Genomic DNA, 12427 nt, shown 5'->3' on the forward strand with positions numbered 1-12427 from the left:
CGCGACCGTCGCCGCCCTGCCGGTCGGGCGCTGGGGCGCCCGACGGGCTGGTTCCTGGTTGGCCTGAGATTCCGGGGCCGGGCTGGTCACGGGCCGAGGCGTTGGCCGGGACCGTCGGCTCCGCGACGGTCAGCGCTGGGTCGCTGGCGCGACCGTCGCCCGGGACGGCTGATGCTGGGTCGCTGACGCGACCATCGCTCGGGACGGTCAGTGCTGGGTCGCTGGCGCGACCGTCGCTGGTCTGCCGGTCGGGTGTTGGGGTGGCCGACGGGTTGGGTTCTGGGTGGCCTGAGACTCCGGGAGCGGGCTGGTCACGGGCCGCGACGGGCCGCTGAGCCTGCGCCGGGACTCCCGTTCTGGCCCTCGCGACATTCAGCCGCGGCCACGCCACGTCACCCGAAGCCGTCTCCAGCTCCCCTACGTGCACCCCCACGCCGGCCAGCGTCTCACGGGCAGCAGCAAGCCCGCTACGCACAGCTCCCTCCATGGTGGCCGGCCAGCCGGTGTCGGTCCACGCGCCGGCCAGGGCGAACCCGGGCAGACCGGTCTTCGCCGCCGCGCGCAGCGCAAGCGATCCGGGCGCCTGCTGGAAGGTCGCGGTGCGCTCCCTGGTGACGAAGACCTCGACCAGCTCCGCGTCACGCGCGGCCGGGAGGATGCGGCGCGTCTCGGCGACGAACTCGGCGCCGAGCTCCGCCGCGGGCCGGTCCACCCAGGGCGCGGCGGCCGACTGGGAGAGGGCCAGATACTGCGATCCGGGCGGCGCGACGCCGGCGGCGGCGAGGCCCGAGGGGCCTGTCCGGTCGAAGATCCACTGGACGGGCGAACCGGTGGCCGCGAGGAACGGGCGGTCCATCACCTGGCGATCGAAGATCATGTGGATGTTGACGATCGGGGAGGCGCCGAGGCCCTCCAGGCTCGCCGGGTCGGGGTGGGCGCCCGGGGGCAGCAGCGCCGCCGCGGCCGGCGGCGGCACGGCGAGCACGACGGCGTCGGCCGTCAGCACGTCCGAGTCCCCGCGCTCCGTCCCGCCAGAGGTGATCGAGAGCTCGTAGCCGGTGTCGGTTCTCGTGATCTGGCGGACCTTCACGCTGGTCCGCACGTCCGCGCCGAGGTCGGCGAGAGCCTTGGCCGCGGCCTCGCCATGCAGCTGCTGCAGCGGCACGTCGGCCCAGCCGATGTCGGCGGCATCGGCCCGCTCGAGCAGTCCGGAGCGGACGACCTTGGCGGCCAGCGCCAGCGACGCCTCGGCGGCCGGGGCGTTGAGCGTGGCGACGGTGAGCAGCTCCCACAGCGCCTCGGTGGCGACGGCGCCCTGGCGGTGCGTGGCGAGCCAGCCGCCGAACGAGGCACCGTCGACCTTCGGCGAGCGCTGGTCGAGCCGGCCGATCTGGAGCGCGGCCAGCGCCGCGGAGACCCGCTGGCCCACCGGCAGCGCCTTGTAGCCGAGCAGGGCGGGCGCCAGGTGCAGCGGCGCCGGCAGCCGCGCCTTCGTGCGGCGCAGCCGGGCACGCTCACCCGGGCGGTCACCCAGCAGCACCTCGACGTCGAGCCGGGGCTGCAGCGTGGTCAGGTGCTCCACGCCGAGGCGCCCCAGGAAACCGCGGTAGGCGGTGCAGCAGCGCATGAACACGTGCTGGCCGGTGTCCACCCACAGGCCCTTGCGGTCGAACGACGCCGTGGCGCCGCCAAGACGCGGCCTGGTCTCCAGCAGCACCACCTCGGCCCCGCCATCGGCGGCCATCAGCGCGGCCGCGAGCCCCGCGAGCCCACCGCCGACGACCGCGACCCGCGGCCGGGCACTGCCCCCCTCGCCCGTCATCGAGCCACACCCTCGGCACCACCGGCACCACCGGGCGCGTCGCGCCGGACACCCTCGGGACGGCCGGCCAGGTTACGCACCGCGACCAGCGCCTTCTCCCGGCCCGGCAGCGACAGCCGCTGCGTCAGCACGGCCGTCGGGTCGGTCCGGATACGCCGGTTGAGACGCAGGTAGATGCCGGCCATCGCGCCGCAGCACGCGGCGCTGCGCCGGTCGAGCAGCCCCAGCAGGGCCAGGCCCCGGTCGTACCACTCGTCGGCCCGCGCCGCGCTGGTGCGCAGGTAGCCGACCAGGGCGTCCTCGGGCCCGCCCAGCCGGCCGTTCGCGTCGACGGCGAGCTTCACCCCGGCGGCGGCGAGCTCGGCCTGCGGCAGGTAGACCCGCCCGTTCAGCAGGTCCTCGCGCACGTCGCGCAGGATGTTGGTCTGCTGCAGGGCGACGCCGAGGGCGTCGGCGATCGCCGGCGCGTCCCCGCGGCCCGCGGCCTCCTTCGTCCCGAAGATCCCGAGCGAGAGCCGGCCGATCGTGCCCGCGACCAGGCGGCAGTACCCGACCATGTCGTCGAACGTCTCGTACGTGCCGGGCACGATGTCGCTCTCGACGCCGTCCGCCAGCTCGATGAACGCCTCGAGCGGGATCGGGAAGCGCCGGGCCGCGTCGGCGAGCGCCACGATCACCGGGTCGGAGCTGTCCGGGTCCAGGCCACGGATGTCGGCGCGCGCCTTGGCCAGGCCCTCGATCTTCTGCTCGTCCGGCAGGTCGCCGTCGCCGATGTCGTCGAGCCGGCGGGAGAAGGCGTAGACGGCGGACAGCGCGGCCCGCCGATCGGCCGGCAGCAGCCGGATGCCCCAGGAGAAGTTCCGCGCCGCCTGCTTGGTGATCTCCTCGCAGGCGGCGTAGGCCTCAGCGACGGTCGGCCGAGGCGCGGCGGCGGTCATCGAGCGCCCCCCTCGTCCGTCGGCCGTGTCTCGGTCGCGGCTCCTGCCTCTGGCACGGCTTCTGTCGCGGTCACGGCCCCTGTTCCGGTCACGTTCGCGGCGACGTCCCCCACTGGGGTATCCCCAGCGCCGGGGCCGCTGCTCGTGCCCGCCGACGTGGCGGGCGCCACGCTCGGTGCCCCCACCGAGGTGGCGGCGCTCACCGAGGTGACAGCGCTCACCGCGGCCGGGCTCGCAGTTGGAATGGACGACGGGGCCGGGGGCTCACACAGCGGCGACAGGCTGTTCGCGCCGGCCGCGGCGGCACGCGCGGAGGGGGCGTAGGACCGGGTAGTCACCCACAGTGTGGCGGCAACCACCCGCTGCTTGTTCGCCTTCGGCGCGCCGCCGAGCACGTCGTAGCCGGACTGCCGGACGGCGTGCAGCGCCGCGCGCCCGCCGCCGACGAAGCCCGCGATCGCCAGCCGCATCCGGCCGCGCAGCAGGCTCGCCAGCGGCGCCCCCTGGTCGAGGATGGTGGTCGCCCTGGCGACCTGGAAGGCCATCAGGTTGCGCAGCGCCGGCGAGGCGGTCGAGGCCGCGAGGTCGCGCTCGGTGACGCCGAAGGTGTCCATATCCTCCAGCGGCAGGTAGATCCGGCCGGCGGCGTAGTCCTCGGCGACGTCCTGCAGGTGCTCGGCGAGCTGCAGCGCGGTGCACACCCGGTCGGAGAGGATCAGCCGGTCCGGTGTGGCCTGGCCGAGCACGCCCAGCACCATCCGCCCGATCGGGTCGGCCGAGAGCGTGCAGTAGCGCAGCAGGTCGTCGAACGTGTCGTACCGGGTCACCCACTGGTCCATCCGGTTGGCCTCGACCAGCCGCAGGAACGGCTCAGCGGGCAGGTCGCAGGCCCGAACGGTGCCGGCGAGCCGCTGGTGGACGGGCAGGTGCGGCTCGCTGGTCCAGATCAGCTCCAGGTCGGCGGCGAGCCGGTCGAGCAGGGCGAGCCGGTCGCCGGGTGCCTCGTCGCCGATGTCATCGACGAGCCGGGCGAACCCGTAGAGCGCCTTGAAGTGGTCGCGGATGCCGGCGGGCAGCACCATGGGCGAGACCGGGAAGTTCTCCCCGTAGGCGGCGCGCAGCACCTCGTCGGTCGTCGTCGCGAGGTCGGTGACCCCCGCCGGCTCGGCTCGCCGCGGCCGGCCGCGCTGGGCCTGCTCCGAGGCCTGCGGACGCGTGGCGTCGCCGGTCTCCTCGGCGGTCCGCGCCAGCGGGTCGTTGGGGGAGCCACTACCGCCCTGTGACCGGATGTCGGTGGTGGTCATGCGCCTCTCCTTCGGGGGCGATCTGCGCGCACGGCGCTGGCGAAGCTGGTCGGGCTCGGGACCAGGCTGGCCGCTGGAGACACGATCAGGCTGTTCGGTCGCATCTGGAGCGGCGTTCTCCTGGAGTCTCGGGGCTCACGGCGGCTGCCGGCTGCTCTGCTCGGGCTTCGGTCCTCGCTGTCGGCGGGTCCTCGCCGCCCGCGGGTGCCCGCTGTCGGCGGGTGCTCGCTATCCGAACACGTTGGCCAGCCGCCGGTAGATCGGTGGCGCGGCCCCGTGCACGCGCGCCGCCAGGGACATCCACCCGGGCACCCAGACCTCGGCGTCACCGCGCCCGGCCGCCGCCAGCATCCGTTCAGCGACCAGGCCAGGGGGCAGTGGCTTGGGCCAGCGACGGACGTAGGGAGCGCCTCGACGGCGGAAGAACGGCGTGTCCACCGCACCTGGTAAACACAGCGTCACCGTGATGCCTCGGCCGGCGACTTCGGCGCGCAGCGCGTCCGCGAACCCGATCAGCGCCGCCTTGCTCGCCGAGTACCCCACCTCCCCGCGCACACCGAGCGCGCCCGCGACGCTGCCGACCAGCAGGATCCGGCCCTCGCCACGCTCGAGCATCGCGGGCAGGACCGCGCGGACCAGCATCATCGGCGACAGCACGTTGACGGCGACCAGGTTGCGCAGGGCGGTCGACGACATGGCCTCGAACGGCCCGGCCGCGCCCACACCCGCCGAGCAGACCAGCAGGTCGACATCGCCGAGGATCTCGACGGCGCGGGACGCGACAGCGTTCTCCGAGCCGACGACGGCGAGGTCGGTGGCGAACCGGTGGCCACCGGTCGCCGCCGCCACCTCGTCGAGGGCGACGCCGTTACGCCCGACCAGCAGCACCCGGGTGTCCTCGTGGGCGAGCTGGAGCGCGGCGGCTCGGCCGATTCCGCTGGACGCACCCGTGACAAGCGCGGTGCGCGGTGGCCAGGGAGCGGACGTGGCCGCCCGGGCCCTGCTGATCACCGGCCGGGAAGCCCGGTCCTGGACAGCGGGACGGGAGCGGGTGCTCACGCCTCAGACACCTCCGGTCGCGTCGGCTGTCATGGCCGGCACGACGCCGGCCATGGCGGGGGCGGTCGCCCCCGGAGGGGCAGACATCATGTACCAGACCACCGGGAACCTGCCAGACGACAGCGAACACGATGAACCAGCCCAGTGTGCCGGCCCGGGCCCGTCGAGTGGCAGGCTAGATGAACATGCGGAGGCGTCCCCATATCCTCCACATCCCAACTGCCCGGCAAGGCCCCGACAGCCATCAACTGAACTGAACGTGCCCAGTGCTACAGCGGCAAGGTTGTGCGTCCGCGTTGACGCTGGGCCCGCCAAGGGCAGCCCCATCATTTCACCGCCCCCCGGCGATCCCGTCCATGGTCAGATGGATGACATCACGCACCCAGCCCCGTCGGCGCGACCGATACTCGTCCACCGAAGGGTACGGAACGATTACCCAGAGCGCATCTTGCCGGCGCCCGGCCAACTATTCATTCGATTTACGTCTGTGAATCAGGTTGGAATGACACACCGGCGACATGCGGTAGACATGATGGGGACATCTGGCGGAACACGGCTGTGACGCCGTTGTGACACGCGTTGCCCACCGGTAGCGACATTGCCTGCCGTCCGGCCGGGCCGTCACGCTCGACCGATGGTCACCGAGCCACCTGCGCACACGATCGCGAAGGTGCTCGCGGGCACCTTCACTGTCAGCGCACAGAGACCCCTCGCGTCGTAGAGCGGGCACGACGCTATGTCACCGCCCAGACACGGAACCATCTCCCACACAGACACAACCCTACCGTCTCGGACAAACATGATCTAAAGGGGTGCCCGTGCGCGGTCAGTGTCGAACGGCCGTGACGTCTGGCGACGGGACCTGGTGATCTCGCACAAGATCCGCCAGGCACGGCGATGCCTAACAGGCCAGCGAAAACCGCCGCCGGCACGCGCGGCCCGGACGCGCCCGCCGCGCCAGTCGCGCCAGTCGCGCCAGTCGCGCCAGTCGCGCCAGTCGCGCCAGTCGGAGCCTGCGGCACCTACCGCGTGCCGACGCCGGCGAGGCCGCCCTGGCTCGCGCCGGGCGCGGCCGGGCCGGGCGGGCCCGCCGGGCGCCCGCCGCCCAGCGCCGCCATCGCGGCGTCCACGATCACGGACCGTACGTCTTCCGCGATGATCGGATGCGGTGGCCAGCTCACCTGCGCCCCGAGCACGCTTTCGGCCTTGATCTTGGACTCAGCCTTGGTCTCGGCGTCGGCGTCGGTCTCGGTGTCGGTCTCGGTGTCGGGCGCGGCCATGAGCGCCCCGGTGCCGCAGGTCACTCCCTCGCTGGCCGTCCCGCCGCCAGGGGCACGCGGCCGGCTGAAGGCGGCACCCAGGATGCCACTCTGCACCGCGCCGAGCGCGCAGCGCGCGCGCAGCAACGCGGTGGGCGTCGGGTCCGACCCGGCCAGGGCGCGGACAACCTCCTCCGAAAAGGAGAAGACGTCCTCTTCACCGATCTTGCGGTGAAGCACCGACGGGTCGTTGACGAACGCGCAAAGGATACTGCCCGGACCGGCGAGCAGGCCGGCCATCAGCTCGATGATCACCTTGGGCTCCGGCGGAGGAGCTCCCCTGACCAATTCCACGATTCGGGTGAGTTCGGTCACGAAGGGATCGAGCAGGGCATCGAGAATCGTCTCTTTTGACGGGAAGTGGTAGTACAGCGCGGCTTTGGTGAGCCCAAGGCGTTCGGCGATGTCCCGCACGGAGGTACCGGCGTAGCCATGCTCACCGAACAAGGAGACGGCGGCGTCGAGAATCCTGCCTCGGGTGTCGGTCCCCCGCACGCCAGTGGCCTCGGGGAGCCGGTCGGCGGGGACTGCTGGTGCGGCGCGGCCAGTCAGCGCGGGCCGGTGGGCGCGCCGGACCTGCTGGATCGGCTCCCTGACCTCCCCGATCGGCTCCGCCGATCGGGCAGGAACCCCGGATCCAGCAGGAACCCCGGACGGCGAAGCCTCACGCGCCCGGAGGCCTTCACCAGACACAGGTCCACCCTCCCGTATGGGAGTTGCCCCAGACGCGCGGGCACACGCGCCCCGGCGCCTCCCCGGTTGCTCGAAACCGTGATGTTAGCCTCCCGCTGACCTACCGAACGACCGGTAAGCTGTTCGGTAACCGACCGATCGGTAAGGCCTAGCCGAGCGGGCCCAACGACCGGCGAGCTCGCCCAGTACGCACACGGGCGATCACCCAGCGACATCCACAGCGATATCTGTCGACCCAGCGATACCTGTCGACCCGAGGAGAACCGTGACAGCGCTCGCCCGCTGGTGCTTCCAGCACCGCTGGATCGTCCTGATCGCCTGGCTCGTGGCCTTCGTCGGCCTCGGCGGTGCCGCGCGCGCCATCGGCGACGACTACAAGGACGCCTTCTCCCTGCCGGGCACCGACTCCCAGGCAGCGTATGACCTGCTGGCAAGCGATTTTCCCGCGGCTTCCGGCGAGAGCGCGTCGATCGTGCTGCACGCGCGGACGGGCTCGCTCACCGATGCCGCGCTGCGCACGCCCGCCGCGTCGATGCTCGACTCGCTGGCGAAACTGCCGCATGTCGCCAGCGTCGCCAGCCCCTACGACGCCAAGGGCGCGTCGCAGATCAGCGCCGACGGCCGGACGGCATTCGCGACCCTCACGGTCGATGGCCAGGCCTCGGATCTGACCGCCACGGACATCAAGAAGATCGTCGACACGGCGCGCGCCGCCGACAAGGGCTCGCTGCAGGTGGAGGCGACCGGCAACATCGTCTCGGCCGCCGAGCAGCCCGGGCAGAGCTACAGCGAGCTGATCGGCATCATCGCCGCGGCGATCATCCTGTTCTTCGCGTTCGGCTCGCTGCTGTCGATAACGCTGCCGCTGATCACCGCCCTGGTCGCTCTCGGCATCGCGACCAGCACTATCCCGCTCTTGTCGCACGTCTGGACCTTCTCGGAGGTCAGCCTGACGCTGACCACACTGATCGGGCTCGGGGTCGGCATCGACTACGCGTTGTTCATCGTCAACCGGCACCGGATCGCGCTGCGGGCGGGCAAGAGCCCGGAGGAGGCCGCGGTGAACGCGGTCAACACCTCGGGCCGCGCGGTGCTGTTCGCCGGAGTCACGGTGTGCATCGCCCTGCTCGGCATGTTTGCTCTCGGCGTCACCTTCCTTTACGGCGTGGCGGTCGCCGCCGCCCTCGGCGTGGCCCTCACCATGGCGACCTCGGTCACGTTGCTGCCCGCGCTGCTCGGCTTCTACGGGCAGAAGGTGCTCAGCCGCCGCGAACGGCGCCGGATCGCCCAGCACGGCCCGGAGCCGGAGCGGCCGAGCGGCTTCTGGTGGCGGTGGTCGAAGATCGTGGAGGCGAGGCCAAGGAGGCTCGCCGTCCTCGCCGCCGCGCTGATCGTCGTGATCGCACTGCCGTTCTTCTCGCTGCGCCTTGGCTCGTCCGACCAGGGCAACGGTGCGGACACAAAGACCTCCAAGCGCGGCTACGACCTGCTTGCCGAGGGCTTCGGTCCTGGTTTCAACGGCCCGTTCCTGATCGCGGCACGCACCGGCAGTGAGGCCGACAAGGCGACGGTCTCGCGGCTCGTCGACACCCTGGCTGACACTCCTGGCGTCGCGTCCGTCAGCGAGCCGGAGTACAGCCCGACAGGGACCGCGGCGACGGTCACCCTGTTCCCCACGACCAGCCCGCAAGCCGCCGAGACGTCGAAGCTTCTTGACCGGCTGCGCGACGATGTCGTACCCGCGGTCGTCGCCGGTTCAGGCACCCAGGTCTACATCGGTGGCTCGACGGCGACCGGCGACGACTTCTCCAGCGTCCTGCAGAGCAAGCTGCCGCTGTTCATAGGCATCGTCGTGATTCTCGCGTTCCTGCTGCTGGTGGCGGTGTTCCGAAGCCTGCTGATCCCGCTGACCGCGTCGGTGATGAACCTGTTCGCGGTCGGCGCCGCGTTCGGCGTGATCGTCTCGATCTTCCAGTGGGGCTGGTTCGGCAGCCTGATCGGGATCACCGGCGGCCCGGTCGAGGCGTTCATCCCGGTGATCCTGTTTGCCGTGTTGTTCGGCCTGTCCATGGACTACGAGGTGTTCCTGGTCAGCCGGATGCACGAGGAGTGGAGCGCGCGGCGCGACAACCGGCTCGCCGTCTCCCTCGGCCAGGCCGAGACCGGCCGGGTCATCTCCGCCGCCGGCGCGATCATGACCCTGGTGTTCGCATCCTTCGTCCTCGGCGACGAGCGTGTCCTGAAGCTCTTCGGCCTGGGCCTGGCGATGGCGGTCCTGATCGACGCGTTCGTGATCCGCACCGTGCTGGTTCCCGCCCTGATGCACATCTTCGGCAAGGCCAACTGGTGGCTCCCCCGCGCTCTCGACCGGCGGCTCCCCCGCCTGTCCGTCGAGCCGACCGCCGACGAGCTGGGGGAGATCGTGCCCGAAGCGGCCGCGGCCCGGTCCAACGGTTCCGCGATCCCCGGCCAGTCGACGGGCCCGAGAGCCTCCTTCGACAAGCCCGCCGGCCGGCGCTGACCCGCCGCCACCAGCAACGGCCGCTGTTATCCAGTAACGGCCGCTGTTATCTAGCAACGGCCACTGTTATCCAGTAACGGCCGCTGTTATCGCCCGCCCCAGGTATCGCTGGGGCGGGCGGTGACGTTTTCATCTACCGGGACATCTACCGGAGTCCCCATACGCGGCTCCCGGCAGCTCGTCGTCACCAAGGCCGAGCTGGGCCAGCCGTTCAAGCTGCCGGCCAGCGCGCCAACCACCCAGTTCGGACGGCGCTGGGGCCTCAACACTTCCCGCTTCCCGACACTTCCCGCTTCCCGACGACCACGCCTACCTCACTGTCGACGAGAGCATTGACCTTCCCGCCCTCCTCGCCGAATCTCGGCAGAGCTGACCAGTCAGGTATCCCGCCGTCAGGCATCCCGGGCCCTAACGTTGGGAGGTAACGCCCGCGAGAACGTTGGGAGGTAACGCCCGCGAGCCCGCTCCTCGGGTCCGCGGCGCGGTCACGGCCAGCTCACCAGCCCTCCTCGGCGCCGGCCACCCGCTCGGCCGGGAGGTGTCCGGCCGCCGGTGGATTCCCCTGATCGTCTGGAAGGGGCGTCAGAAGGGGCAAGGGCCATGGGCAGGAGTCCGGCGCCTCGGGATCATCGACTTGGAGCCGGGTTCGGCTCCGGCCGGGACGGTGGACCGGGTGTCGCGGTCCTGGTCCGGGAGGAGGCCCTCACCATCGTTGGTGTTGGTGTCGTTGCGATAGGCGCGGCCATCGACACTGGTCCAGACGAACACTCCGGGACGGGGCTGGCCGAGTCTCCATCCACCTTCGGTTTTGAGCCGGTGGTGGTGGCGGCAGGCGGCGCCGAGATTGTCGAAGGCGGTGGCGCCGCCGCGGGCCCAGGGGACGGTGTGGTCCAGGTCGGCATTCACCGCGGGGACCGCGCAGCCGGGAAACGTGCAGCGCTGGTCGCGATATCGGATGAGCCGGGCCAGATCCGGGGCCGGGACCCGGCGGCGCCCAAGGTCGAGGACGGTGCCGGTGGTCGGGTCGGTCAGCACGCGACGCCAGCGGGCATCGGCGGCCAGCGCCCGCCCGACGCCGGCCGGGATCGGCCCGTAGCCGACCAGCTCGGCAGGATTGTCGTCCAGCCCCGCCAGCGTGCCGATCGGGGCGATCACCTGGATCTCGGTCGTCACGTACTCACGCCGGTTGCCCAGCAGAAGCGCCGCGAGCACGTCGGCACGGACGGCCGCAATGGGCCGACCATCGCCGTCGGTACGCGCCTTCCTCGCGAGCCGGTCGATCCGGTCGCAGATCGCGCGGACATCCTCGGCCACGAGCGTCGCCGATAGCCGCGCCATCCCGTCCTCCAACGGCTCGACCGTGACGTCCCGCTCCGCGTGCGCCTCCCGGCGCCGCCGGGCCGCCCCCGCCGGGTCGAGCCGCAGCGCGAGCCGGCGCGCCTTGCGCCGCCACAGCGTCGGCGAGCCCAGCTTCTTCCCGGCGAGCATCTGCGCCTCGGCGACGGCACGCTGCCCCTCGGTCAGGTGCTCGGTAACGTCGAACAGCGCGAGCAGCCGCCGCCAGTCCAGCTCCCCCGCCACCAGCGCGTCCACGGCGCCGGGCAGTTTCCCGGCCAGATCCCACGCCTGCGCGAGCCGGTTGGAGACGGTGCGGGGTGACTGGGCCAACTCCGGGGCGACCCGGTCCGCCAGGAACTCCGAGTAGGGGTCGCCCGGCTCATCGACGTCGTTCTCGGCCGGCCCCGGCGGATGCAGCTCCGCCAGCCGGACCTGCGCCCGCACCGTCAGCCCCGCGAGCCGCGCCGCGTGCCGCCCCATCAGCAGCACGACCAGCTCCAGGGCCTCTTCCTTCGAGCAGGTCTCCAGCTTCGCCAACGTCTCGTCATACACCGCGTCCACCACGGCCAACCGCGCCACCAGCCCCGAAACGACCTCGTGGGTCACCTGGTCGCCCCCGGCGTCCGCCCCTCGGCCGGCGGAGTCGGCATGGCCCGCGGCGCCGCCCGGACCACCAGGCACGGCCGGACCACCCCGCACGGTCGAACCACGGGACACGGCCGGGCCACCGGACACCGCTGGGCCACGGGACACGGCCGGGCCACCGGACACCGCTGGGCCACGGGACACGGCCGGGCCACCGGACACGGCCGAACCGCGGGACACCGCTGGGCCACCGGGCAGGACTGGTCCGTCGAGCACAGCCGCGCCAACGAATGCGTCCGAACCACCGAGCACGGCTGGGCCACCGGGCAGGGCCGGCCCGTCGGGCACAGCCCGATCGTCGAGCACAGCCGAATCACCGAGCGCGACCGGATCGTCGGTGGTCGGACGGACGGCGGTCGGACGGACGCTGGCCGGCCCCGCTCGACAGGCGGTGGTCACGCGATCAGCGCCGCGATGGGTCTGACGCACGGTGGCGGCCATGTTTGTCATCCGGGCCGTGGTGTGGGCCTCCGGCCGTCTCAATGCGGCCGACGATGGCGCCGGTGCAGCCGGCGGCCGGGCAACGGAACGAGGCCGCGGCGCACCGGCCGCGCCGGGCAGCGTGGGCCGGGATGACGGGACAGGGCCATCCCGATCCGGGTCACCATTCATATCGAACACAAGTTCGACAATAAACGGGTTTGACGAATTCGTCAAACAGGGCCCGGAGCCGCACCCCGGCACCAGAAAAATACGAACGACAACAGCGAGAATTCCTCGAGAAAATTCGTTCAGAAAAAGATCGACCCCTAAATGACGTGGCGACCAATAACCGATCAGTACTCCCG

At 71.9% G+C, this 12427-nt stretch carries 7 protein-coding genes; 1 reads left to right on the plus strand and 6 read right to left on the minus strand.

Annotation, left to right across the window (positions count from 1 at the left end):
• The 5 genes from hpnE to BCD48_RS16505 form a co-directional block, all read right to left on the minus strand.
• Positions 1-1822 (minus strand): hydroxysqualene dehydroxylase HpnE (gene hpnE / locus BCD48_RS16485; RefSeq protein WP_241841775.1); only part of this gene is annotated, 1822 nt, incomplete at its 3' end.
• Complete coding sequence (hpnD, locus tag BCD48_RS16490; protein WP_071049286.1) at positions 1819-2760, minus strand: presqualene diphosphate synthase HpnD; 942 nt, start codon at positions 2758-2760, stop codon at positions 1819-1821. The genes hpnD and hpnE, both read right to left, overlap by 4 nt.
• On the minus strand, positions 2757-4064 hold the full coding sequence (hpnC, locus tag BCD48_RS16495; RefSeq protein ID WP_116271539.1) for a squalene synthase HpnC: 1308 nt from the start codon (positions 4062-4064) through the stop codon (positions 2757-2759). The genes hpnD and hpnC overlap by 4 nt, the downstream gene beginning before the upstream one ends.
• Before the next feature lie 228 nt (positions 4065-4292).
• A complete protein-coding gene (locus BCD48_RS16500; RefSeq protein ID WP_071049287.1) occupies positions 4293-5123 on the minus strand; it encodes an SDR family NAD(P)-dependent oxidoreductase in 831 nt (276 codons plus the stop codon).
• 1022 nt (positions 5124-6145) lie between these two features.
• Positions 6146-6937, minus strand: a complete 792-nt coding sequence (locus tag BCD48_RS16505) for a TetR/AcrR family transcriptional regulator (protein ID WP_071049288.1) — start codon at positions 6935-6937, stop codon at positions 6146-6148.
• A 463-nt stretch (positions 6938-7400) separates the two neighbouring features.
• Here BCD48_RS16505 and BCD48_RS16510 point away from each other — a divergent pair, with 463 nt between their 5' ends.
• A complete protein-coding gene (locus BCD48_RS16510) occupies positions 7401-9656 on the plus strand; it encodes an MMPL family transporter (RefSeq protein ID WP_071049289.1) in 2256 nt (751 codons plus the stop codon).
• Positions 9657-10238: 582 nt separating this feature from the next.
• Here the strand turns inward: BCD48_RS16510 and BCD48_RS16515 are convergent.
• Positions 10239-11675: an HNH endonuclease signature motif containing protein gene (locus BCD48_RS16515; protein ID WP_116271542.1), complete on the minus strand. Its 1437-nt coding sequence runs from the start codon at positions 11673-11675 to the stop codon at positions 10239-10241.
• Between the last annotated feature and the right edge of the window lie 752 nt (positions 11676-12427).

Source organism: Pseudofrankia coriaricola, assembly GCF_001854805.1.
Lineage (GTDB): Bacteria > Actinomycetota > Actinomycetes > Frankiales > Frankiaceae > Pseudofrankia.

Bases quoted from the DNA above. Each gene is read 5' to 3' on its own strand.
- hpnC (WP_116271539.1), bottom strand. From the start codon at position 4,064: ATGACCACCACCGACATCCGGTCACAGGGCGGTAGTGGCTCCCCCAAC.
- hpnD (WP_071049286.1), bottom strand. From the start codon at position 2,760: ATGACCGCCGCCGCGCCTCGGCCGACCGTCGCTGAGGCCTACGCCGCC.